The following is a 21,213-nucleotide window of genomic DNA, read 5'->3' as shown; positions in this document are numbered from 1 at the left end:
GGTTCGGGGGTGTCCGTCGCCGCTCCGGACTCAACGACATGTAACCGAGCGGCTGGGCTTTGGAAGTGTTCGCCGTCGCTGGGTCGTCAGTACCGGATAAACAAGCGCCCGGAGACTCGAAACCGGTCTATCGCTACTCGTCCAGCGAGAGCGCCGCGAGCAGCGACTCCAACTGGACCTGTTCGTTGGCGCCCTCGGCGATCCGGTAGTCGGCCTCGCCGATGCGCTCCATGAGCCGCACCGCCTCGCGTTCGTTCAGGTCGAACTCCCAGACTGAGCGGTGGAGCTGGTCGATCACGTCGCCGCCGGCCATCCCCGTCTCCGTGAGCAGCGTGTCGAGCGTCGAGCGCGCGCGAGCGAAGTCGCCCTCCAGCGCGTCGGTCACCATCGACTCGATCTCCTCCGGGCGGGCGGTCGCCGTGATCGCGTACACCGCCTTCTCGTCGACCACGTCGCCCGTCGTCGCCGCCGCCTGAAGCGAGTTGATCGCGCGGCGCATGTCGCCGTCGGCCGCGTACACCAAGGCGTCGACTCCGGCGTCGGTCACCTCGATCGACTCCGCGGACGCGATCTCGCGGACCATCCCGCCGACCGCCTCGTCCGACAGCGGCGAGAACCGGAAGACGGCGCAGCGCGACTGGATCGGGTCGATGATCTTCGACGAGTAGTTACACGAGAGGATAAACCGGGTGTTGTCGGAGAACTGCTCCATCGTGCGGCGGAGCGCCGCCTGTGCATCATCTGTAAGGCTGTCGGACTCGTCGAGGAACACGATCCGGAAGTCGCCGCCGAACGACGAGCGCGCGAACCCCTTGATCCGGTCGCGGACGACGTCGATGCCGCGTTGGTCGGAGGCGTTCAGTTCGAGGAAGTTGCCGCGCCAGTTGTCCTCGCCGTAGATCTCGCGGGCGATGGCGGTGGCCGCGGTCGTCTTCCCGACGCCCGCGGGCCCCGAGAAGAGCAGGTGCGGCACGTCGTCCTGCGCGATGTAGCTCTGGAGCCGCTCGACGATCTCCGATTGCCCGTGGATGTCGTCGAGCGTCTGCGGCCGGTACTTCTCGATCCAGATCTCCCGGCCCGTCGCGGTCGCAGCCGGCTGCTCGTCGGCCTCGCTCATTGCCCGATCCGAGGGTCGGCGGGGTGATAAACGAACCGAGACCGGGCTCTCACTCCGCCCGCAGCAGCCGCTGGAGCTCGTACGCGAACACCCAGACTCCCATCAGCACGCCGACGGGGACGACCACCGCCGCGATCTCTCGCGACACCGGCAGTTCCGCGACGTCGATGAGCAGGTGCGTCGTCGTCGCCGCGATCTGCGCGAACAGCTCGTACTCCTCGCGGATCGCGTCCGTCAGCATCGACCCGACGACGAGCGTCACCATCGCGGCGACGCCGTGGACCGTCCCCCGGATATGTGGCATAGTCGTCATATCCGCGAGGACCGTCATCAGTGTTTCTCTCGTCGCTACATCCGCCGTCGGACCGTCTCGCGGAACGCGCTCGCTGCGTCGCCGCCGTCCTCCGCCTCTCGCAGGCGCCCCGTCGCGTCGGCGTCTACATCCGGCGCGAGGACGGCCGCCGCGGCGCCAGTCGCGACGGTCTCGGCGCGCCAGTCAACGTATCGCTCCCCGAGCCACGCCGGGAGGTCGGCGCGTAACACGGCGTTCCGCCAGGCGAACTCCCGAGCGCCCTTCAGGCCGAGCAGGGCCAACCGGTCGTCGAGGGGATCGAGCAGCCGGTCGACCCCGGCGATCCCGACCGCAGCGTACGCCTCGACGAGGACGTCCTGTACGGTCTGGACGAGCCGGGCGAGGATCGCGTTTATGCGGTCGTGGTCCTCGCGCTTGACATCGCGGTCCGGGTCGATTTCGACCTCACCGAGCGTGTACGTGAGGTCGTAGGTGATGTGCGCGTTGATCGCGAGCAGGGCGTCCTGCGCGACAAGCGACTCGCCGCGGACCGCGGCGGTGAAGGCGATCAGCCACGGTCGCGGGAGCGACTCGAACGCGCGGCGCTCGAACGCCGCCAGCGCCCGGCGGTAGCGCTCCGCGAAGGCGACGAGGTACGACGCGGCCCACTCCGGGTCGACGAACGCGCCGTCGTCGATCGCGGTCCGGACGGTCGCCGTCATCCGGCTGTACACCGTGAGAAACACCGCGCGCCGGTCGCCGCGCTCGCGGAGGTACGACTCGGTCCGCGCCAGCCGCTCGTCGACATCGGCGACGGACGCGAACGGGCCCGAGACGATCTCGAGGAGGCCCGGATCCGGCTCCTCGTCGGCTAGGGCCGCGGCCGCGCCGTCCGCCTCGATGTCGACTGTCCGTCGGACTCCGGCGAGCAGCGCCTCCGCTTCGTCGACGGTCGGAACGCTGGTGCGGATCGGGATCATCGTGACGGGACAGCGAACGCCGTCAGAACGTTCGGTACTCCGCCGCGATACAAGAGCGTTGCCGCCGGCTCCGGGGTCCGCCTACGCGAACTCGTCGATGAGTTCGGGCACCACGTCGAAGAGGTCGCCGACGATCCCGTAGTCGGCGATGTCGAATATCGGCGCGTTCGGGTCGGTGTTGATCGCGACGATCGTGTCCGACCCCTTCATGCCGGCGACGTGCTGGACCGCGCCGGAGATGCCGACCGCGATGTACACGTCCGGCGTGACGACCTTCCCGCTCTGTCCGACCTGCCGGTTCTTCGGCAGCCAACCGTTGTCGACGATCGGTCGAGAGGCGGACAGCGTCGCGCCGAGCGCGTCCGCGAGGTCCTCGATGAGCTCGATGTTCTCCTCCTCCTCGATGCCGCGGCCGACCGAGACGAGCACGTCGGCGTCCGCGATGTCGACGTCGCCGCCGCCGACCTCCTCGAAGCCGGTGACGCGGGCTCCCGACTCGGGGAGGTCGATGTCGGCCGTCTCGACCGTCGCGTCTCCGACGCCCTCCGCGGGCGGCCACTCGCCGCCCCGGACCGTGAGGACGAACCGGTCGCCCTCGACGTCGACCGTCGTCTCGACCTTCGAGCCGTACATCTCGCGGGTGACGGTGAGCCCGTCGTCGTACTCGATCCCGACCGCGTCGGTCACCAGCGGGACGCCGAGGCTCTCGGCGAGGGCGGGCGCGTAGTCGAGCCCGTTGACGGAGTTCGGCAGCACCACCGCCCCGGCGTCGACGCGGTCGGCCAGCGTCGAGGCCGCCGCTCGGTAGGCGTTGTGGTCGAACTCCTCGCCGTCGGCGACGGCGTGGATCGCGTCGACCCCCTCGCGGTTCAGCTCCTCCGCGAAGGCGTCGACGTCGCCCGCGACGACCGCCACGTGGAGGTCGACTCCCCGCGCGTCGGCGAGCTCTCGGCCGGCGGTGATCGCCTCGTACGAGACGTCGCGGAGCTCTCCCCGGCGGTGTTCGGCGGCGACGAGCACGCTCATTACGCGCTCACCCCCTTGTCACGGAGGACCTCGGCAAGGCGACCCGCGGACTCCCCGGCGTCCCCCTCGATGATCTCCGCGTCCGACTCGCTCTCCGGCTCGTACATCGAGGTGAGCGTCAGCGCGCTCTCGACGTCCTCGGCCGTCAGCCCGAGGTCGGACAGCGCCTTCACCGCTATCTCCTTCCGCTGTGCCTGCCGGATCCCGCGGAGGCTCGCGTACCGCGGCTCGTTGAGCCCGGTCTGGACGGTCAACACCGCCGGGAGGTCGACGTCGGTCAGCTCCTCGACCCCGCCCTCCAGCTCGCGGTGGACGTGGGCCACCCCCGCGTCCGCGTCGACGTCGAGGTCGTTGACGACCGCGGCGTGCTCGAAGCCGATCCGCTCCGCGAGCGCGACGCCGGTCGCGCCGAACCCGGTGTCGGCCGCCTGGACCCCGCCGAGGATCAGGTCCGGCTCCTCCTCCGCGACGACCGCCTCGAACAGCTCGACCTTCGAGGCGACGTCGGCGAACCCGCCGTCCAGCGCGTCGTCCCAGACGCGGACCGCGCGGTCGGCGCCCTTCGCGAGCGCCATCCGGATTGTCTCCTCCGAGCGCTCCGGCCCGACGGTGACGGTCACGACCTCGTCCGCGATCCCGGCCTCGGCCAGCTGGACCGCCGCCTCGACGGCGTAGTCGTCCCACTCGTTGAGATCGTACTCGAGATCGGACTCGGCGATGTCGGTCCCCTCGATCGCGAAGTCGTCGTCCGCCTCCGCGACCTCCTTGACGGTCACCAGAACCTTCATGATCGTTACTCGGTCGCTCGCCCTGTAATGGTTTTCGGAACGGGCGAGGACGGACCGGCGGTTTCCGCTTCCGCGGGTCAGCGCTCGGCGCTCGAACGGGCGCTGTCGCCGCCGTCGCTGTCTCCTCGGTGTCGCCGCCGTCGCTGTCTCCTCGGTGTCGCCGCCGTCGCTGTCTCCTCGGTGTCGCCGCCGTCGCTGTCTCCTCGCTGTCGCCGCCGCTTCCGCCTACTCCTCGCCGTCGCCGCCCGTCTCGTCCTCGCCGTCGGGCAGCGAAATGAGGTTCTCGCGGCCGAGTCGGAGCTTCTCGACGCGCCCCTCGTCGGCCATCGCCGAGAGCAGCTGCGAGACCTTCGCGTCCGACCACCCGGTCTCGGCGACGATGTCTGCCTGCCGCATCCGGCCGCCGTTCTCGTCGAGGAGCCGCTCGACGCGTTCCTCGTCCGAGAGCAGCGAGAGGTCCGGCCCGTCGTCGCCGTCCTCCCCCTTTCCGACGGAATCGCCGGGGTCGTCCCCCGAACCGTCGTCTTCCGGACCGCCGTCGCCGGCACCGATCGGCTTCCGGTCGGCGCCGCCGGGGTCCGCGGTCTCGGAGGTCGCGGCTGACTCGTCCGAGACGTCCTCCTCGGCGGTGATCCGGCGGTACCCGACGACGCTGCCGGCGATGAGCGTGGCCCCGAGCAGTATCGCGGCCGCCAGCATTCCCCACGGAGCGCCCGCCCCGGCGGGCTCGTACACGATCCGTACCGGGTCGCCGCTCTCGAACGTCTGGGGGCCCTCGATTATCACGTCGCCGTCGGAGAGCTGCGTCACGGCGGTGCTCGGCGTTCCGGTGACGGCGTACCCCTCCGGCGTCGCCACCTCCAGGGTCTGGCTCGCCTCGAGGCTACGCAGCCACGTCTCGTTGCCCGGCGTCGTCAGCGCGTCCCCGAGGATCAGGCTCTCGCCGTCCTGTGCGAGGAACTCGGTCCAGGTGAACCGCAGGCGGAACTCACCGACGGCGACGGCGTCTTCGGTGGCGACGTCGAACTCGCTCGGGTCCTCGTACACCTCGACCTCCCGCTCGACGCCCTCGATAGACATCGACCGGTCGACGGTGCGGCTCGCCTCCCGACGGAATCCCTCGAACAGCGCGGCGTTCGGCCCGATCTCGCCGCCGCGGAAGCGCTCGCCGGCCGTGCGGAACACGTCGGTCTCGTTCTCGTCGGCCAGCGAGTACCGCACCGCGACGGTCCAGTCGGCGCTCCGGTCCGGGTTCAACGCGAGTCGGATACGGGTCGTCGACGGCGAGGTGATCGCGTCGTCGGTCTGTTGGCGAACCGCTGATTCCCCGCCGAGAGACCCCCGAACGTCGGTCGAGCCGTCGAGCGGCCCGGCGTGGTTCGGGGCGACCTCCGCGTCGAGGGGAGAGGGGGCCGTCGTCGCGCCGGTGACCGCGCCGCCGGCGCTCGCGAGCAACGCGAGCGCGACGATCGCGACCAAGAACGCGCGCAAGGCGGGGTTCCGCATACGTCTCCGGCCACTCGCGCGCCGGGCAAAACGCTTTCCATACGCTGTTTTTCGACGGGAAACGCGGTCGAACTCCCACTCACGTCCGCGGCCGGACGCGCCGTCGACCGCGACACCGACCCGCACGGCGCCGGTGACCGACCGCAGTGGGTGGATTTTTTGTATCGCGGGGCGAACCAGCAGACGATGAGAGCCCTCCCGATCGCCGCGGTCGCGGTCCTGCTGCTCGTGGCGCCGGTCGCCGGCGTCGCCGGCCCCGGCGTCGCCGCCTCCGACGGCGCTTCGCCCGCCTCAGAGCCGGCGCGGCCCGCCGCCTCCGTCCCGCCTTCCGGCCCGGCGCAGTCCGTTGATCCCGTCTCGCCCTCCACATCCCCGTCACGGTCCGTCGATCTCGCCTCCTCGGCGGATTCCCCGTCGACCCCCAGCCAACTCGCGCCGCAGATCGAAACGGCGAACCTCACGCTCCGGACGCTCTCGACGCCGTCGGGCGCGGCGACGCGCGTCAGCACGTCCACCCGGGGCCCCGACCTCGGATCGTCGCTCGGGTTCGCGACCGCCGACGCCGACGCCGCCTTCGAGACGGCGGCCGTCGTCGACCGGATCGAGCGCACCGAGACGAACGTCGAGCGCCAACAGCAGATCCTCGCGGAGATCAACCGCGTCGAGCGCGCCGAGGTGGCGCTGTACAGCCGCCAGTCGGAGGCCTTCAGCTCGCACGCCGACGGCGAGATCACCGACCGCGAACTGCTCGACGAACTCGTCCGTGTGGCGGCGACCGCTAAGGAGTACGACGAGCGGCTCGACGCGATCGACGCGCTCGCCGACGCGACGGAGGACTTCAGCTCTCCCGGTCGGCTCGACGAGCTTCAGGTGGCGCTACAGGTGTACGAGGGGCCGGTCCGCGACCGCGCCCTCGCCATCGCCCGCGGGCAGTCCGCCCCGAGCGACATCTACGTCGCGTCGAGCCAGGGCGCCGTCGTGCTCGCGACCGTCGTCGAGGACGAGTACGTCCGCGAGGTCTTCCGCACGGGCCGCTGGGACCGCGGCGGCAGCGACATCTCGAACGACGCGGCCATCGAGATGACCGAGGCGGCCTACCCTGAGACGGCCGCGCTCCGCCAGCCCGACGCGTTCGGCGCGGGCTCGGTCCAGCGTATCACGATCCCGCACGAGTTCGGCACCCTCCAGACGTTCGTCAGCGGCGGGACGGAACAGGTGTTCGTCGAACACCAGCGGGTCGGCCTGACGGCGTTCCCCGACAGCGAACCGGTCACCGCCTCCGGCGACGGGTTCAACGTCACCGTCGAGCGGACCTACCCCGGCGGCCCGGTGACCGTCACCGTCCTCGACGACGAGACGGGCGAACCGGTTCCCGATGTCACCGTCACGAAGTCCGTCGGCGGGGGAGACAGTCGGGCGATCGGCACCACCGACGGGGCCGGCGTCGTTCGGACGCTCTCGCCCGCCGAGCCGTACCGGATCACGGTCGTCGACGAGCCGTACGTCGTCGTTCTCGACGACATCGAACCCCTGACGACCCCGAGGCCGGTCGGCGACGAGTGACCGGTCGGCCGGGTCGTCTCCGCCGGTCCGGACCGCCCGTTCCGGCCCGCGTTTCCGCCCCCGCTCGCCGCCGCCCGGGCCGACCCTTTTGTACGGAACCGCCGCAGGACCGCCGTGCCACCAGCCGCTCGTCGCCGCCGGGGAATGGCGCCCGTCGCGGGCGTGCTGCTCATCGCGATCACGGTCGTGCTGGCCGGCGGCGTCGCGGCCGCCGCGCTCGACGGTCCCAGCGCGACGGTGCCGCCGTCGGCGGTGCTGTCGCTGTCGGCGACCGACGATCGGATCGCGATCGATCACCGCGGCGGCGACCCGATCGACGTCTCGGCCGTGACGATCCGCGTCAGCATCGACGGCGAACCGCTCGACGAACAGCCGCCGCTCCCGTTCTTTTCGGCCGCCGGATTTCACCCCGGGCCGACCGGTCCGTTCAACGCCGCCGGCGACGACACGCTGCGCGTCGGGGAGACGGCGACGTTCCGCGTCGCGGACACCAACGATCCGACGCTCGAACCCGGCCGGACGGTCACCGTCGACATCACGGCCGACGGGCAGCCGGTCGCGTCGCTGGAGGCGTCCGTCGAAGCGGGCTGAAGCGAGCGCGACGCGGGAACCGCGCTCTCACTCGGCGTCGGGCGCCGAGGGTTCCGCGTTGGCGGCGGTCGAACCCGACCCGTCGTCCGTTCCGTCGCCGCCGGGAACGCGAGCGACGGTCGTGATCGCTCGCGGACTCTGCGGCGTCGCCTGCTGGATGTGGTGTTCGTACTCCTCGTAGCCGGCGGCCTCGAACATCCGGTCGGCCTCGTCGGCGTCGTAGAACAGCATGATCGCGTCGGCCACCCGCTGGAGGATCGGGTTGTTCGGGTAGTCCGGACCGACGACGAGCACCTGTCCGCCGGGCTTCGCGACGCGGCGGAGCTCGCGGAGCCCCTCGACGGGATTCGGCCAGTACTCGATCGAGCCGGACGACCAGACCACGTCGAACGCGTCGTCGCGGAACGGGAGCCGCTCGGCGTCGCCGCGATAGAAGTCGACGCGGTCGTGTTTCCCGAACTTCTCGAACGCCTTCTCCATCTGGTGGACGCTCTGGTCGAGGCCGTGGACGTCGTCGGCGTGCTCTAACAGTCCCTCGGTGCCGAACCCGGTGCCGCAGCCGACGTCGAGCACCGTCGGGTCGTCGCCGAACTCCAGCCACGAGAGCGCCTCGGCGCGCATCTCCTCGTTCCAGTTGAAGCGGTTGATCTGGTCGTACACCTTCGAGAGGTACTTGTAGAAGAGCCGGGCGTTCGACTTGTCCTCGAGGATCCCCATTTACCGGTTCATTGGGCCGCCCGCCCCATAACGACACGGATCCGCGGTCGGCCGACGCCGGTTTCGGCGCCCGCTTCCGACCGTCTTTTCCGCCCGCCACCCGTTCCCTCGGGCATGAACCCGACGACGAGCGGCCGGTTCCGCGTCCACGACCGGCGCCAGCGGCCGGACATCGACGACGACGCGGCTCGGAGCGGCGTCGACGACGCCGAGGAGTTCGTCCTCGTCGAACTCGCCGACGAGCCGGTCGATCCGACGGACCCCGACGCCGCGGACCGGTACGACCCGCTGTACGCCACGGCCGAGGGATACGACGGCGACCTCGCGGACGCCGTCGACGCGCTCCGTCCCGGCTTCGTCGTCGACGCGACGCTGGCGTGGACCGACGGCTCCGCGCGATTCCGCGAGGTCGAGGTCGTCCGCGAGACCCGGTTCCGCTTCGCCGACGACGTGGAGGGGATGTTCGAGGCGGCCGTCGAGACGTGGCGACAGATCCGCGCGGACGGCGAGCCCGTCGGCTCGATCACGACCCGGTCGAACGACGGCGATCCGAACGGCGCGCTCTACCTCTTCGCCGATGCGCCCGGCAGCGACACCTTCGAGGAGGTCCGAACCGGGCGGCTCCCGATCGAACCGCTCGTCGCGCGGGTGAACGACTCGCGGGACGACGACGACCCGCGGGAGGTGTTCGTGCTGCGCCCCGCGGAGTACGAGTTCGTCGCCGTCTACGTCGTCTTCGACCGCGACGGCGTCCTCGCGCAGACGGTCCGCGACACCTACGACCTCGGGGTCGGCTTGGCCGCGGGGCTCGACGCGAACTACCCCGACGGCGACGGCGGGAGCGACTCCCCGGTTCTCGACGACGCGGGCGACTCGGACGACGACGACTTCGACGCCCTCGACCGCCTGTAGACGGAGCACCTGCGCCGTCGACGGCGCCGAACTACAGCCAGTCCGCGTCGGGGTCGACCCGGCCGGCCGGCGTCTCGCCGTTGAGGACGGCCGCCACGTCCGCCGCGCCGCTCCGGTTGAGGTCGTCCTTCGCCTCCTCGCTGTACCACGCCGCGTGCGGCGTGACGACCGTGTCGTCGCGCCCGACGAGTGGGTCGTCCTCCGGCGGTTCCTCGGCGAGCACGTCGAGGCCGGCGGCCTTGATCTCGTCCGCCTCCAGGGCGTCGAGCAGCGCGTCGGCGTCGACGACCGGGCCGCGACTCACGTTGACGACGACCGAGTCCTCGTCGAGGCGCGCCAGCGCGTCAGCGTCGACGATTCCCCGGGTCGCGTCCGTCAGGGGGGCGTAGACACCGACGTGGTCGGCCCGGTCGAACAGCGCCTCGAAATCGACCTCCTCGACGCCGTACTCGGCCATCTCGTCGGCACCGACGAACGGGTCGTACGCGACGAGGTCCGCGTCGAACCCGGAGAGCTGCTCGGCGGCGCGCTGCGCGATCGGCCCGAACGAGAGCAGCCCGATTGTCGACGCGCTCACGCGCCGGATCGGCGCGCCGGCCTCCCAGCTCCACCCGCCGCCCGCGACGGCGTCGTCGTACGGCTTCAGCGACCGTAGGCACGCGAGGAGCAGCGTCACCGAGTGCGTCGCGACCTCGTCGGTACAGTAGTCCGGGACGCGGGTGACGGTGACGCCGCGCTCCGCGGCCGCCTCCACGTCGATGTTGTCGACGCCGACCGCCGACCGGACCACGACGTCGAGGTCCGTGGCGTCGAGCGCCGCCTCCGTGACGGGCGTGTTGATGTCGGTGACGACAGCGTCGGCCCCCGAGGCCGCGTCGATCAGCCGCTCGGTCGAGCCCAGCTCCGCGACTTCGATCTCGACCGGCTCGTCGACGGCGTCCGCGAGCACCTCGCGGTACGTCTCCGGGTCTATCATCGGGAACGCGGACAGCACCAGTTTGGCCATACGCCTCCTCTCCCGCCGATCCACTTTACGACTGTCACTGACGCTGTCAGGCCTTCATACGTCCGTTTCGATCGTGTAGGATATCCTCTCCCCGTGTCGTCGAGGCTCGGTCAACGGGTCGCCCGTCCGCTTCGAATCGGCCTCGTCGCCCCCCGCTTCCGGGGGCCTCGGTCGCGTTCCGATGACTCTTTGCGGCCGCCGACCGTACGGCTACCCGTGAGCGAGGACAGTTCGAAGCCCCCGATGCTGGTTCTCCTTGAGTCGCTGTCGTTCTACCGCAACGTCCGAGTGGGGGCGGCGGCTGGCGCGCTGCTCGCGGTCCTGCTGTACCTCGTCAGGACCCTCGAACTGCTCGGCCCCGTGATCGACACGCGCGAGTACCCGCTTTTCGGACCGGACGTCTGGTTCCTCCTGCTGGCGTTCGTGCTGGCGGCGACCTCGGCGCTGTCGGTCGCGGTCGTCCTCACGATCGCGACCGCCGTCAGCGGCGCACGCGGCGCGGAGCGTCCGGAGTCATAGGGACCGCATCGGGCCGCCGCGAGAAGGGGGGCGATCGGAACCGCACCGACGATCGGAAGATCCCGTCAGTCGGCCGTACAGGAGGCCTCGTTCTCGTCGGCGGTGAACTCCTGAGCCGGCTCCGTGAGCTTGTAGAGGTTCTGCCTGGCGTCCGCGAAGTAGACGTCCTCGTCGACGACGCCGATCCCCTCGAGCCGTTCGAGCGCGTACCGGACGGTGCGGGCCGACAGCATCGACTCTTGGACGATCCCCTTCTGGGTCAACGGTCCGTTGTACTCGAGCACCTTGAAGACGAGTTTGGCGCTCGGCGGGAGGTCGTCGAGGCCCTCCGTTTGAGTTCTTTCCATCGTTACGATTCGAAACCGCACACGCTCATAAATGTTGATGGAGCATTGCCGCTGAACCGCCGTATACCGGAGATATGCGCCGCTTTTCGCGGTACAAACCGGCAATATGGCCCTATTTCTCCCCGCTGGACTGACCAGTCAGTCAGCGATTCGGCTCGCGCGCGCCTCGGCCGGGGCGACGCGCGCCGGACCGACCCGGCGGATGTCCCCGCGGTACTCCCGTCGCGGTCGCGGCCGGCGGCGGGAACGAACGGCTTTTCACGGGCGCTCGCGGATCCGAAGGCATGAGCGACGACTCGGGCCTCTCCGACCACGCGCGCGGCGTGGTCGTCACGACCATCTGCTGTCTCGCCGGGATCGCCGCCGGCGTCGTTTCGGCCGTCTACGTCGGCACCGATCCGGCCTCCGCCGCGAGCACGACCGCGGTGTTCGTGCTCGGGGCGTTCGTCATCGCGCAGTACCCGATATTTAAAGCGGTCGGCGTCGGGGACTTCGGAGTCAAAGACAACCTCTACGTCGCGTTTCTCACGTTCACCCTCTGGTTCATCAGCTACACCGTCCTCCTGACGTCCGGCGTCGAACTGGGGGTCTGAGATGGCGGACGACAGTATCGCGGTCGTGGACCTCGACCGGTGTCAGCCCGACCGCTGTAACTACGAGTGTATGAAGGACTGCCCGCCCAACCGGACGGGCAAGGAGTGTATCACGGAGCGCGGCGAGGACGCCGAAGAAGGCGATCCGGACCAGATCCACATCTCCGAGGAGATCTGTCTCGGCGAGACGTGCGGCATCTGCGTCAACTCCTGCCCGTTCGACGCCATCGAGATCATCAACCTCCCCTCCGAACTCGACGACGACCCGGTCCACCGCTACGGCGACAACGCCTTCTCGCTGTACGGCCTCCCCACGCCGGAGCCGGGCAGCGTCACCGGTATCCTCGGCCCGAACGGGATCGGGAAGTCCACGGCCGTCCACGCGCTCGCCGGCGAAATGGTCCCGAACCTCGGCGACCACGCCGCCGACGGCGACTGGGAGCGCGTCCTCGACCGCTTCCGCGGCACCGGGATCCAGAGCTACCTCGAATCGCTCCGCGACGGCGACGTGACGGTCGCGCGCAAGCCGCAGTACGTCGACCAGATCCCGAACCAGTTCGACGGGAACACCCGCGAACTCCTGGAGCGGACCGACGAGCGCGGCGCGCTCGACGATCTCGTCGACCGCCTCAACATCCGCCCGGTGATGGACCAGGATATCGACTCCATCTCGGGCGGCGAGCTCCAGCGCGTCGCCATCGCGGCGTGCCTCGCACGTGACGCCGACTTCTACTTCCTCGACGAGATCACGCCGTACCTCGACATCGGCCAGCGGATGATCGTCGCCCGGCTCATCCGCGAGCTCGCCGACGACGACGCGGCCGACCGGTCGATGCTCGTCGTCGAACACGACCTCGCCATCCTCGACCTCCTCGCCGACACCCTCCACGTCGCGTACGGGGAGCCCGGCGCGTACGGGGTCATCACCGACCCGAAGTCGGTGCGGAAGGGGATCAACGAGTACCTGAAGGGGTACCTTGACAACGAGAACATGCGGATCCGCCCGTCGGCGATCACCTTCGAGGAGCACGCGCCGCGGGTCGCCTCCCGGAGCGAGACGCTGATCGAGTACCCGGACCTGCGGAAGTCGTACGGCGACGGCGAGTTCGAGCTCCGCGTCGAGGGCGGCGAGATCAACCGCTCCGAGGTGTTGGGCGTCGTCGGCCCGAACGGGATCGGGAAGTCCACGCTCGCGCAGCTGTTCACGGGTGACTTGGAGCCCGACGAGGGCGAGCTCGACTTCGCGCTCGACATCTCCTATAAGCCGCAGTACATCGACATCGACCAGCACATGCGGGTCGACGCGTTCCTCTCGTCGATCACCGACGAGTTCGGCTCCTCCTACTGGAACACCGAGATCGCCCAGCCCCTCCAGTTGGAGCGCGTGATGGAGCAGAACCTCTCGGATCTCTCTGGCGGGGAACGTCAGCGCGTCGCCATCGCGGCCTGTCTCTCCAACGACGCCGATCTCTACCTGCTCGACGAGCCCTCAGCCCACCTCGACGTGGAGCAGCGCGTCCGGGCGACGACGGCGATCCGCCGGTACGCCGAGAACCACGACGCGACGGTGATGGTGATCGACCACGACATCTACATGATCGACCTGCTGGCCGACCGGCTGATGGTGTTCGACGGCGAGCCGGCCGAGCGCGGCCGCGCGGCGCCGCCGCAGGACATGCGCGACGGCATGAACGAGTTCCTCGCCGACCTCGAGATCACCTTCCGCCGCGACGAGCGAACCGGACGCCCCCGGATCAATAAGCCGGGCTCACAGCTCGACAGCCAGCAGAAGCGCGACGGCGAGTACTACTACTCCGGCTGATCGGAATCGACGTTCGCGGTCGCGCCCCGACGCCCGTCGATTCGCGGTATCGAAGCGATTAAGCCCGGAACACGCAAACGCCGGCACATGAAACACCTCATCATCCGCGGCGACCCCGACATCCGGAAGGACGCGGTGATCGAGCACGACGGCGAGGAGCTGGTCTGTTTCGGCATCAACGTCCAGGGGGGCTGGCACGGCCCGGACGAGCCCCAGCTATGGTGTACCGTCGGCACCGAGGACGAACGTGACGCCTACGACAAACGCGAGTACGTCCCCCACTGGCTCGACGTCGAGACGGTCGACGCCGGGGACCTCGACGTGATCAAGGCGAAGGGCGACCTCTCCGTCTAACGCGCCGACCGCTTCTCGCCGGCGCTTCTACCCGTCTACCGGCGGGTCCGCCAGCCACGCCTCGATGGCGCCCGCCATCGCCCCGCGGCGGTGGACCGTCCCCGCCTCGGGGTCGACGACCGTGCTCTCGGTGCCGGGCGTCTCGCCGCCGTCGATCACGGCGGCGACCCCATCGCGGACCCGGTCGTCGAGGTCGCCGAGGTCGGTGACGCTGCCGGTCCCGGGGACGTTGGCGCTCGTCGCCGTGAGGGGACCGGTCTCGGCCATGAGCGCCCGCGCGAGGTCGTGGTCCGGCACGCGGACCCCGACGCGGTCGCGGCCGGCGGTGAGCGCGTCCGGCACGCCGTCGCCGCGCTCGACGACGACGGTCACCGGCCCCGGGAGGAACGCCCGGGCGAACGCCACCGCCCGCTCCGTCGGGCGGGTGTGGCGGAGGGCGTCGTCGACGCTCGCGACGCCGAGCGAGAGCGGATTCGACCGGTCGCGGCCCTTCAGGTCGAAGACGCGCTCGACGGCGTCGGGATCGAGCGCGTCCGCGCCGAGCCCGTACACCGTCTCGGTCGGGTAGACGACGAGGTCGCCGCGGTCGACGGCGGCGGCCGCCGCGCGCAGCTCGTCGGATCGGTCCGGTCCGTCGTCGCTCGTATCGGCGGTCACGTGCGGCTATTCGGTGCCGAGTTGAAAAAGCGTGACGAGTGGACGTTGCCGCCCCCACCGACGCCCGCCGGGAGACGACGCGGCCGCGGAGCGCGAGGGTATCAGTCGACGAGGTTCGCGACCGCGTCGTCGATCGCCTCGGCGTCGGGGAACGCGGGGTGTTCGCCCGCGACCCACGCGTACTCGACGGTTCGGTCGGCGTCGAGGAGGAAGACGGCGGGACGACTCTCCGTGACCCCCGTCATGCCGTCGATGTCGTGCGCGAGGCCGTACTCCTCGATCACGCCCGCGCCCGGGTCAGAGAAGATGCGGACGCCGTCGCCGCGGTCGGCGAGCAGGCGCTTGTGGGCGTACGGCGTCGAGATCGAGACGCCGAGGACGTCGACCTCGTCGCTCCACCCGTGGTCGTCGACCGTGTTGTAGAGGTACGTCCCCTGAAACGCGCCGTCCATCGGGTGGAAGAGGAGGAGCGTCGGCCCGTCGACGACGTCGGCGAGCGAGCGGTCCTCCCAGTACTCGCCGTTCACGAGCGGGCGGGTGAAGTCGGGCGCCGCGTCGCCCTCCTCGACGTGGTCGGTCTCCGGGAGAGAGACGACGTCGAAGTCGGGCATCTCAGGCAACTCCCTCGGCGTCGACCGCGCGGCCGCCGTCGGCCGCCGCGTCGCCGTACGTGCCGCGGAGGTACTCGACGATGTTCGCGCTCTCGGACATCGTCACGCCCGTCTCGCGGTCGACGATCGCCGGGACGCTCCGCGCGCCGGAGACGCGCTTGACGACGTTGCGCTCCGAGTGCATCGGCTCGACGTATCGGGAGCGGTACGCCACGTCGAGTTCGTTCAGCGTCCGGACCACGCGCTCGCAGTACGGACACGCTTGGAGCCGGTACAGGGTGATCTGTGGCTCGGTCATGCCTCGCGATTCGCCCGCGGGACGGGTAATCGTGTCGGCAGCGGCACCCTCGGTGTCGGCGGATCCGAGTCGGCGACGATTCGGGGCACCGCGCACACCGGTGGGCGCGCTCGGGTGTGCGGCACGGCGACCGTTTCCGCGGCGGTCGGGTCGCTTCCGGGTTAGTCGAAGGGAACGCTTTAATCGCGGGCCGACGGATGACAAACGAACATGGGCTTGTCGTCTAGTGCGCCGGTGGTCGATGTCCTCCAGATACCGATGCCGGGTCAAGAGGTCGTGACCGCCCTCGGTGTCGTTGCGATTATGCTTCTCATCGGGCTCTCGGCGTTCTTTTCCTCGTCCGAGATCGCGATGTTCTCGCTGCAGCAACACCGCATCGATAGCCTCGTCGACGAGGGGGTGACGGGGGCGAAGACGATCCGCGACATGAAACAGAGCCCCCACCGCCTGCTGGTGACGATCCTCGTCGGGAACAACATCGTCAACGTGGCGATGACCTCCATCGCCACCGCGCTGTTCGGGATCTACCTCTCGCGGGGGCAGTCGGTGCTGGCGACGACCTTCGGGATCACGACGCTCGTGCTGATCTTCGGCGAGAGCGCGCCCAAGTCGTACGCCGTCGAGAACACCGAGTCGTGGGCGCTGCGGATCGCCCGCCCGCTGAAGGCCTCCGAGTACGCCCTCTACCCGCTCGTCGTCCTCTTCGACTACATCGTCAAGGGCGTCAACAGCGTCATCGGCGGCTCGGCGGCCATCGAGTCGACGTACGTCACCCGCGACGAGATCCAGGACATCATCGAGACGGGCGAGCGCGAGGGCGTCATCGAGGAGGAGGAGCGGGAGATGCTCGACCGCATCTTCCGGTTCAACAACACCATCGCCAAGGAGGTGATGACGCCGCGGCTCGACGTCACCGCGGTCGCGAAGGAGGACTCCGTCGAGGAGGCGATCGAGACGTGTATCCAGGCCGACCACGAGCGCGTCCCCGTCTACGAGGGGAACCTCGACAACATCATCGGCGTGGTGACGGTGCGCGATCTGGTCCGCGAACTGCGCTACTCCGAGGGCCAGCCCTCCCTCGAGCGCGTCGTCAAGCCCACGCTCCACGTCCCGGAGTCGAAGAACGCGGACGAGCTGCTCGCGGAGATGCAGGAGAACCGCCTCCAGATGGTGACGGTCATCGACGAGTTCGGCACCACGGAGGGGATCATCACCTTAGAGGACATGGTCGAGGAGATCGTCGGCGAGATCCTCGAGGGCGACGAGGAGGCGCCGGTGGAGTTCGTCGACGACAACGTCGCGGTCGTCCAGGGCGAGGTGAACATCGACGAGGTCAACGAGATCCTCGGGATCGATCTCCCGGAGGGCGAGGAGTTCGAGACGCTCGCGGGCTTCGTGTTCAACCGCGCCGGGCGCCTCGTCGAGGAGGGCGAAGAGATCGAGTTCGACGAGATCCGGATCCGTATCGAGCGCGTCGACAACACCCGCATCATGTCCGCGCGCGTGACGGTCCTCGACGGCGACGCGGGGGCGGCGGACTCGAGCGCCCCGGTCGAGGCCACCGACTTGACCGACGAGACCGAGGCGGCGGAGACGGACGGCGAGGGCGGGCCCGCTCGGAACGACGCGGAATAGTCGCGGACTACGACATCTTCGGAGTTCGATGCGATTGTCTGTGGGTAGCTGACCGCGATTGTCAGTACGAACGTCAGAATATCCAGCCGTTCACTTATAAACAGCCATCACCGAAGCGGCGAAGACCACCGCCAAACCCCCTGCCGCACCACAGCCCCACGCCTCCTCGGCTTTCAAACGGCGTAGGCGCGGGCGGCCGCGACGAGCGCCTTCCGGTAGTCGCTCTCCGAGGGGTCGTGACCGAGGTCGAGGAACCGTGCTTTGAACGCGTCCACGTCGACGGCGTCGGTGTCGCTGCCGGCCGCGCGCGCGAGGTCGTAGATGCGGTGGTCGGGACCAGCGATGTCGTGTCGCTCCACGAGGGCGAGCGCGAACGCGGCGTTGACGGCGGTGATCTCCGGGTCGGCGCCCGCCGTCACCGGCGGTGAACCGGTACGAGACACGTCGGGGCGGTCCGCGACCGCGGCCGCCAGCGTCGATTCGAGGAAGCCGAGGAGCTTGTTCGCGGGCGCCACCGAGAGCGTGATGTCGTCGGCGTAGATGTCTTTCATGTGGTTCGCGATCTGGTAGCAGTGCGCGAGCTTGCGGCGCTCGACCTTCTCACCGGAGAGACCGAGGTACAACGCCTCTTCCGTGGACTGAAGGTGCGAGGGGTGTCCCTCCTCGTACCGGGCCATGTGCGCGAGCTCGTGGATCGCCAGTTCGCGCGCCATCGCGCTCGTGGCGGCCCGCCGGGAGACGTTCAGGACGTGGTGGTCGTCGTAGTGGCCGGCCCACGTCCGCTCGTCGGGGTCCTCGCGGACCACGACGCGGACCGGCGCCTCCACGGAGCGCTCGGTTTCGAAGAGGTCCGCGGCGCCGAGAAACGGGTCGGGAGGAACGTCCCCCTGAACGCGAAGATCCATGCGTACAGTTCACACGGGTGGCGGCGGTAAGTCTCTTGCGCTCGCGGACCCGGTTCGCGGCGCGCCGGCGCCCGGTTCCGACGACGACTCTCGCCCTCCCTAGGCGACTCGTTCCTCTCGGCGACCGGCGTACGCTTTTGAGCCCTCCCGACGAACGTCGAACCATGCGCGTCTACGCGGCGTACGACGACGGGCTCCGGATCGTCGACCCCGCGACCGGCGCGGTCGAGACTCGCCTCTCCGGCCAGCGCGTCGACTGTCTCTCCGTCGCGGACCCCGGCGACGGCGCGGCGGGAGCCGGAACCCGCGGTCCGCGCGTCCTCGCCGGGACCTTCGACGCGGGGCTGTTCCGCTCCGTCGACGGCGGCGAGCGGTTCGCGGGCGCGGCCGCGTCGACGCTCGGTCCCGAGGGGTCCGGCCCGGACGCGGTCACCGCGGTCGCGACGGGCCCGCACGACCCCTCGGTCGTCTGGATCGGCACGGAGCCCTCGCGCGCGTACCGCTCCGTCGACGGCGGCGAGACGGCGGCACTGGTCGGCGGGCTGACCGACCTGCCCTCGGCGTCCGAGTGGTCGTTCCCGCCGCGACCCGACACGCACCACGTCCGGTGGATCGAACCCTGTCCCGCCGATCCGGACCGCTGGCTCCTCGGGATCGAGGCGGGTGCGCTCGCCGTGACGGCCGACGGCGGCGCGACGTGGACCGACCGCCCGCCGGGGTCGCGCCGCGACACCCACGCGATGGCGACGCACCCGGACGCCCCCGACCGCGTCTACGCCGCCGCCGGCGACGGCTTCGCCGAGAGCGACGACCGCGGCGACTCGTGGCGCGTCCGCGACGCCGGCCTCGACCACGGCTACGTCTGGGGGCTCGCGGTCGACCCCGGGGACCCGGACACCGCCGTGGTCAGCGCGGCCCGGGGCGCGACGGCCGCCCACCGCCGCGGCGAGGCGCACCTGTACCGCTACCGTCGCGGCGGGGAAGAGGAGGACGAGGGGACGGGGGCGACGGGCGACGCGGGCGCGTTCGAGCGCCTCGACGACCGCGGCGTTCCGACCGGGGAGGGGACGTATTGAGCGGTCCTCGCGGCCGGGCGGTCCGGCGGCGAGATCTGGGCGCTCTCGAACCGCGGGCTCTTCGTGACCCGCGACGCCGGCGACTCCTTCGAGCAGGTCCCGGTCGATCTCCCCGACCGCCCGGCGCGGGCGCTGGCGGTCGCTTGAGCAGCGAGCGAGGCGAAAAGCGACGAGACGCGGTCGAACGCCGTCGAAAGCAGTCAGTCTCGGACCGCGCCGACGATCAGGTAGACGACCGGCGTGTCGAGGACGGCGATCGCGAGCTTCAGCAGGTACTGACCCAGTCCGAGCGCGAGCAGCGCCGGCGGGTCGAACACCGGCCCGACCCCGAGCAAGAGCGGGGCGGCGTAGAAGGCGACGCCGACGAAGATGGCGGTGTCTATCGCTTGGCTCGTGGCGGTCGAGCCGATGTTGCGGAGCCACAGCATTCCCTCGCCCGTGCGGTCGCGGATCGCGTGGAACACGAACACGTCCCAGTTCTGGCTCACGACGTACGCCAGCAGGCTGCCCGCGACGATGTTCGCCGCCGGTCCGAGCGCCGCCTGGAAGGCGGCGGACACCTCGGGGTCGACACCGGGCGCCGCGAGCGTCGACCACACCAGCGCTAACACGAGGAAGTTCGCGAGGAACGCGACGTTGACGACCACCTGCGTCGCGCGCCGGCCGTACAGCTCCGCGTAGCAGTCGGAGGCGAGGAACGTGAGCGCGTACGCGAGCGCGGCGCCGGGCAGCAGGATCTCCGCGCCGACCACCGGCAGCGCGAACGGGAGCGGCAGCGCGAGCACCTTCGCTGCGGTGAGCTGTGCGGTCCCGAGCGCGACCGTGAACAGCGTGATAAGCGCCACCGCCGCGACCGCCGTCCGGTCCAGCGGGTCGGTCCGGAAGGGCCCGTTCCCGCCGGCCGCCGTCCGACTACTCATCGGTCTCCCCCGTTGACTCGCTCCTCTCCAACCCCGCCGCCGTCGCCGGGTCGTCGTCGAGCCGGTCGTGGCGGGCGTCGATCTCGTCGAGCAGGTCGAGGGTCTTCCGGATCGACGCGCGCACCGCGTCGCTGCGGTTCACGAACTTCCCGTCGTCGCCCACGTGGTCGTCGAGGTCGGCAAGCAGCTCCGCCGGGATCTCGACGCTTATCTTCGGCATACTCGCGTCGTGGACGCCGGGTAGGGATGAACGTTATTATCCGGAGATTATCGAGAGAGTCCCGAAGTGCTCGACTCGACGTCCGGCTGCGCTGCCCGCCCGCCCAGAGCTCGTAAACCGCTACGTTGAAGTGGGTTTACGAGTCCGTTGAGTCATGGCAACGAACACGGAGTCCGTCGATCTCGTCGGCGACGAGGCGGCGACGAACCTCGCTCGCGCCGCGCTGTTCGCGGCGCTCGTCGGGGCGTTCGCGTACGTCTCCTTCCCGAACCCGCTCTCGGCCGGGGTACCGATCACGCTCCAGGTCCTCGGCGTGTTCCTCGCGGGGATCATGCTCGGCCCGGTGTGGGGGTCGCTCTCGATGGTCCTGTACCTCGCCGCCGGCGCGGTCGGCGCGCCGGTCTTCTCCGGCGGCACCGCGGGGATCAGCTACCTGATCGCCAGCCCGACGCTCGGGTTCCTCTGGTCGTACCCCTTCGCCGCGGGAGTGATCGGGCTCGTCGCCCACCGCGGGACGAGCCTCTCCGAGGTCGACGCGGTCCCGACGCCGGTCCTCGTGGGAGCGATGGTCGCCGGGACCGCGATCATCTACGGGTTCGGCACGGTCGGCTTCGCGGTGATACAGTACGACCCGTGGTACGCGTCGCTGTGGCAGGCGTTCCTCGTCTCTTCGCTCGCCTTCGTCCCCGTCGAGGCGGTCAAGATCGCCGCCGCCGTCGGCATCGTCAAGAACGACGCGATCGCGGCTGCCTGACCCG

At 70.2% G+C, this 21,213-nt stretch carries 24 protein-coding genes and 1 pseudogene; 10 read left to right on the top strand and 15 right to left on the bottom strand.

Going from position 1 to position 21,213, the window contains the following annotated elements; all coding sequences use genetic code 11:
• Positions 1 to 133: 133 nt before the first annotated feature.
• From B9G49_RS07330 to B9G49_RS07305, 6 genes are all read right to left on the bottom strand, one after another.
• The gene (locus tag B9G49_RS07330; protein WP_086215923.1) at positions 134 to 1,117 is read right to left on the bottom strand and encodes a replication factor C small subunit; all 984 of its coding nucleotides are present in this window, start codon (positions 1,115 to 1,117) and stop codon (positions 134 to 136) included.
• Between the two features lie 49 nt (positions 1,118 to 1,166).
• Positions 1,167 to 1,421, bottom strand: a complete 255-nt coding sequence (locus B9G49_RS07325) for a hypothetical protein (RefSeq protein WP_176450635.1) — start codon at positions 1,419 to 1,421, stop codon at positions 1,167 to 1,169.
• 44 nt (positions 1,422 to 1,465) lie between these two features.
• Positions 1,466 to 2,389 (bottom strand): DUF5995 family protein, encoded by a 924-nt coding sequence (locus B9G49_RS07320; protein ID WP_086215922.1) that lies wholly within the window; start codon positions 2,387 to 2,389, stop codon positions 1,466 to 1,468.
• An 81-nt stretch (positions 2,390 to 2,470) separates the two neighbouring features.
• A complete protein-coding gene (locus tag B9G49_RS07315; protein ID WP_086215921.1) occupies positions 2,471 to 3,415 on the bottom strand; it encodes an electron transfer flavoprotein subunit alpha/FixB family protein in 945 nt (314 codons plus the stop codon).
• The gene (locus tag B9G49_RS07310; RefSeq protein ID WP_049931454.1) at positions 3,415 to 4,203 is read right to left on the bottom strand and encodes an electron transfer flavoprotein subunit beta/FixA family protein; all 789 of its coding nucleotides are present in this window, start codon (positions 4,201 to 4,203) and stop codon (positions 3,415 to 3,417) included. Before B9G49_RS07310 ends, B9G49_RS07315 begins: the two co-directional genes overlap by 1 nt.
• Positions 4,204 to 4,428: 225 nt before the next feature.
• Positions 4,429 to 5,709, bottom strand: a complete 1,281-nt coding sequence (locus B9G49_RS07305) for a hypothetical protein (RefSeq protein ID WP_086215920.1) — start codon at positions 5,707 to 5,709, stop codon at positions 4,429 to 4,431.
• 186 nt (positions 5,710 to 5,895) lie between these two features.
• On the opposite strand from B9G49_RS07305, the gene B9G49_RS07300 reads away from it, so the two are divergent.
• Both B9G49_RS07300 and B9G49_RS07295 read left to right on the top strand, forming a co-directional pair.
• Complete coding sequence (locus tag B9G49_RS07300) at positions 5,896 to 7,272, top strand: hypothetical protein (protein ID WP_049931456.1); 1,377 nt, start codon at positions 5,896 to 5,898, stop codon at positions 7,270 to 7,272.
• Positions 7,273 to 7,416: 144 nt separating this feature from the next.
• Positions 7,417 to 7,863: a type IV pilin gene (locus tag B9G49_RS07295; protein ID WP_086215919.1), complete on the top strand. Its 447-nt coding sequence runs from the start codon at positions 7,417 to 7,419 to the stop codon at positions 7,861 to 7,863.
• Positions 7,864 to 7,890: 27 nt separating this feature from the next.
• Here the strand turns inward: B9G49_RS07295 and B9G49_RS07290 are convergent, their stop codons facing one another.
• A complete protein-coding gene (locus B9G49_RS07290) occupies positions 7,891 to 8,580 on the bottom strand; it encodes a methyltransferase domain-containing protein (RefSeq protein ID WP_049931458.1) in 690 nt (229 codons plus the stop codon).
• A gap of 114 nt (positions 8,581 to 8,694) precedes the next feature.
• Here B9G49_RS07290 and B9G49_RS07285 point away from each other — a divergent pair, with 114 nt between their 5' ends.
• On the top strand, positions 8,695 to 9,492 hold the full coding sequence (locus B9G49_RS07285) for a DUF6663 family protein (protein WP_086215918.1): 798 nt from the start codon (positions 8,695 to 8,697) through the stop codon (positions 9,490 to 9,492).
• A 31-nt stretch (positions 9,493 to 9,523) separates the two neighbouring features.
• On the opposite strand, the gene B9G49_RS07280 is transcribed toward B9G49_RS07285, so the two are convergent.
• A complete protein-coding gene (locus B9G49_RS07280) occupies positions 9,524 to 10,498 on the bottom strand; it encodes a C-terminal binding protein (RefSeq protein ID WP_086215917.1) in 975 nt (324 codons plus the stop codon).
• Positions 10,499 to 10,741: 243 nt separating this feature from the next.
• On the opposite strand from B9G49_RS07280, the gene B9G49_RS07275 reads away from it, so the two are divergent.
• Positions 10,742 to 11,017: a hypothetical protein gene (locus B9G49_RS07275; RefSeq protein WP_049931522.1), complete on the top strand. Its 276-nt coding sequence runs from the start codon at positions 10,742 to 10,744 to the stop codon at positions 11,015 to 11,017.
• Between the two features lie 65 nt (positions 11,018 to 11,082).
• On the opposite strand, the gene B9G49_RS07270 is transcribed toward B9G49_RS07275, so the two are convergent.
• Positions 11,083 to 11,364 carry a helix-turn-helix domain-containing protein gene (locus B9G49_RS07270; protein WP_086215916.1) on the bottom strand — a complete coding sequence of 94 codons (282 nt, stop codon included), beginning with the start codon at positions 11,362 to 11,364 and terminating at the stop codon, positions 11,083 to 11,085.
• A gap of 284 nt (positions 11,365 to 11,648) precedes the next feature.
• On the opposite strand from B9G49_RS07270, the gene B9G49_RS07265 reads away from it, so the two are divergent.
• From B9G49_RS07265 to B9G49_RS07255, 3 genes are all read left to right on the top strand, one after another.
• The gene (locus B9G49_RS07265) at positions 11,649 to 11,957 is read left to right on the top strand and encodes a hypothetical protein (protein WP_086215915.1); all 309 of its coding nucleotides are present in this window, start codon (positions 11,649 to 11,651) and stop codon (positions 11,955 to 11,957) included.
• Position 11,958: 1 nt separating this feature from the next.
• A complete protein-coding gene (locus B9G49_RS07260; protein WP_086215914.1) occupies positions 11,959 to 13,779 on the top strand; it encodes a ribosome biogenesis/translation initiation ATPase RLI in 1,821 nt (606 codons plus the stop codon).
• An 87-nt stretch (positions 13,780 to 13,866) separates the two neighbouring features.
• Entirely contained in the window at positions 13,867 to 14,133 is a 267-nt protein-coding gene (locus B9G49_RS07255; RefSeq protein ID WP_049931464.1) for an HAH_0734 family protein, read from the top strand.
• 27 nt (positions 14,134 to 14,160) lie between these two features.
• Here the strand turns inward: B9G49_RS07255 and B9G49_RS07250 are convergent, their stop codons facing one another.
• The 3 genes from B9G49_RS07250 to B9G49_RS07240 form a co-directional block, all read right to left on the bottom strand.
• A complete protein-coding gene (locus B9G49_RS07250) occupies positions 14,161 to 14,790 on the bottom strand; it encodes an L-threonylcarbamoyladenylate synthase (RefSeq protein ID WP_086215913.1) in 630 nt (209 codons plus the stop codon).
• 101 nt (positions 14,791 to 14,891) lie between these two features.
• Complete coding sequence (locus B9G49_RS07245) at positions 14,892 to 15,401, bottom strand: redoxin domain-containing protein (RefSeq protein WP_086215912.1); 510 nt, start codon at positions 15,399 to 15,401, stop codon at positions 14,892 to 14,894.
• A 1-nt stretch (position 15,402) separates the two neighbouring features.
• Complete coding sequence (locus B9G49_RS07240) at positions 15,403 to 15,699, bottom strand: glutathione S-transferase N-terminal domain-containing protein (RefSeq protein ID WP_086215911.1); 297 nt, start codon at positions 15,697 to 15,699, stop codon at positions 15,403 to 15,405.
• A gap of 210 nt (positions 15,700 to 15,909) precedes the next feature.
• Here B9G49_RS07240 and B9G49_RS07235 point away from each other — a divergent pair, with 210 nt between their 5' ends.
• On the top strand, positions 15,910 to 17,334 hold the full coding sequence (locus B9G49_RS07235; RefSeq protein WP_086215910.1) for a hemolysin family protein: 1,425 nt from the start codon (positions 15,910 to 15,912) through the stop codon (positions 17,332 to 17,334).
• Positions 17,335 to 17,507: 173 nt separating this feature from the next.
• On the opposite strand, the gene B9G49_RS07230 is transcribed toward B9G49_RS07235, so the two are convergent.
• Positions 17,508 to 18,239 carry a DUF5781 family protein gene (locus B9G49_RS07230; RefSeq protein ID WP_086215909.1) on the bottom strand — a complete coding sequence of 244 codons (732 nt, stop codon included), beginning with the start codon at positions 18,237 to 18,239 and terminating at the stop codon, positions 17,508 to 17,510.
• A 164-nt stretch (positions 18,240 to 18,403) separates the two neighbouring features.
• On the opposite strand from B9G49_RS07230, the pseudogene B9G49_RS07225 reads away from it, so the two are divergent.
• Positions 18,404 to 19,462 (top strand): annotated as a pseudogene (locus B9G49_RS07225) (WD40/YVTN/BNR-like repeat-containing protein).
• A gap of 53 nt (positions 19,463 to 19,515) precedes the next feature.
• On the opposite strand, the gene B9G49_RS07220 reads toward B9G49_RS07225, so the two are convergent.
• Positions 19,516 to 20,235 (bottom strand): queuosine precursor transporter, encoded by a 720-nt coding sequence (locus B9G49_RS07220; RefSeq protein ID WP_049931471.1) that lies wholly within the window; start codon positions 20,233 to 20,235, stop codon positions 19,516 to 19,518.
• Complete coding sequence (locus tag B9G49_RS07215; RefSeq protein WP_086215908.1) at positions 20,228 to 20,455, bottom strand: type II toxin-antitoxin system ParD family antitoxin; 228 nt, start codon at positions 20,453 to 20,455, stop codon at positions 20,228 to 20,230. Before B9G49_RS07215 ends, B9G49_RS07220 begins: the two co-directional genes overlap by 8 nt.
• 154 nt (positions 20,456 to 20,609) lie before the next feature.
• Here B9G49_RS07215 and B9G49_RS07210 point away from each other — a divergent pair, with 154 nt between their 5' ends.
• A complete protein-coding gene (locus B9G49_RS07210) occupies positions 20,610 to 21,209 on the top strand; it encodes a biotin transporter BioY (protein ID WP_049931473.1) in 600 nt (199 codons plus the stop codon).
• Positions 21,210 to 21,213 lie beyond the last annotated feature (4 nt).

It is taken from the genome of Halorubrum sp. SD683, assembly GCF_002135045.1.
Lineage (GTDB): Archaea > Halobacteriota > Halobacteria > Halobacteriales > Haloferacaceae > Halorubrum > Halorubrum ezzemoulense.
Note: the sequence above shows the minus strand (reverse complement) of the source record. Positions and strands in the feature narration are given on the sequence as shown.

Coding starts and splice junctions, on each gene's coding strand:
- B9G49_RS07330 (WP_086215923.1), bottom strand. CDS start 1,117: ATGAGCGAGGCCGACGAGCAGCCGGCTGCGACCGCGACGGGCCGGGAG.
- B9G49_RS07325 (WP_176450635.1), bottom strand. CDS start 1,421: ATGCCACATATCCGGGGGACGGTCCACGGCGTCGCCGCGATGGTGACG.
- B9G49_RS07320 (WP_086215922.1), bottom strand. CDS start 2,389: ATGATCCCGATCCGCACCAGCGTTCCGACCGTCGACGAAGCGGAGGCG.
- B9G49_RS07315 (WP_086215921.1), bottom strand. CDS start 3,415: ATGAGCGTGCTCGTCGCCGCCGAACACCGCCGGGGAGAGCTCCGCGAC.
- B9G49_RS07310 (WP_049931454.1), bottom strand. CDS start 4,203: ATGAAGGTTCTGGTGACCGTCAAGGAGGTCGCGGAGGCGGACGACGAC.
- B9G49_RS07305 (WP_086215920.1), bottom strand. CDS start 5,709: ATGCGGAACCCCGCCTTGCGCGCGTTCTTGGTCGCGATCGTCGCGCTC.
- B9G49_RS07300 (WP_049931456.1), top strand. CDS start 5,896: ATGAGAGCCCTCCCGATCGCCGCGGTCGCGGTCCTGCTGCTCGTGGCG.
- B9G49_RS07295 (WP_086215919.1), top strand. CDS start 7,417: ATGGCGCCCGTCGCGGGCGTGCTGCTCATCGCGATCACGGTCGTGCTG.
- B9G49_RS07290 (WP_049931458.1), bottom strand. CDS start 8,580: ATGGGGATCCTCGAGGACAAGTCGAACGCCCGGCTCTTCTACAAGTAC.
- B9G49_RS07285 (WP_086215918.1), top strand. CDS start 8,695: ATGAACCCGACGACGAGCGGCCGGTTCCGCGTCCACGACCGGCGCCAG.
- B9G49_RS07280 (WP_086215917.1), bottom strand. CDS start 10,498: ATGGCCAAACTGGTGCTGTCCGCGTTCCCGATGATAGACCCGGAGACG.
- B9G49_RS07275 (WP_049931522.1), top strand. CDS start 10,742: ATGCTGGTTCTCCTTGAGTCGCTGTCGTTCTACCGCAACGTCCGAGTG.
- B9G49_RS07270 (WP_086215916.1), bottom strand. CDS start 11,364: ATGGAAAGAACTCAAACGGAGGGCCTCGACGACCTCCCGCCGAGCGCC.
- B9G49_RS07265 (WP_086215915.1), top strand. CDS start 11,649: ATGAGCGACGACTCGGGCCTCTCCGACCACGCGCGCGGCGTGGTCGTC.
- B9G49_RS07260 (WP_086215914.1), top strand. CDS start 11,959: ATGGCGGACGACAGTATCGCGGTCGTGGACCTCGACCGGTGTCAGCCC.
- B9G49_RS07255 (WP_049931464.1), top strand. CDS start 13,867: ATGAAACACCTCATCATCCGCGGCGACCCCGACATCCGGAAGGACGCG.
- B9G49_RS07245 (WP_086215912.1), bottom strand. CDS start 15,401: ATGCCCGACTTCGACGTCGTCTCTCTCCCGGAGACCGACCACGTCGAG.
- B9G49_RS07240 (WP_086215911.1), bottom strand. CDS start 15,699: ATGACCGAGCCACAGATCACCCTGTACCGGCTCCAAGCGTGTCCGTAC.
- B9G49_RS07235 (WP_086215910.1), top strand. CDS start 15,910: ATGGGCTTGTCGTCTAGTGCGCCGGTGGTCGATGTCCTCCAGATACCG.
- B9G49_RS07230 (WP_086215909.1), bottom strand. CDS start 18,239: ATGGATCTTCGCGTTCAGGGGGACGTTCCTCCCGACCCGTTTCTCGGC.
- B9G49_RS07220 (WP_049931471.1), bottom strand. CDS start 20,235: ATGAGTAGTCGGACGGCGGCCGGCGGGAACGGGCCCTTCCGGACCGAC.
- B9G49_RS07215 (WP_086215908.1), bottom strand. CDS start 20,455: ATGCCGAAGATAAGCGTCGAGATCCCGGCGGAGCTGCTTGCCGACCTC.
- B9G49_RS07210 (WP_049931473.1), top strand. CDS start 20,610: ATGGCAACGAACACGGAGTCCGTCGATCTCGTCGGCGACGAGGCGGCG.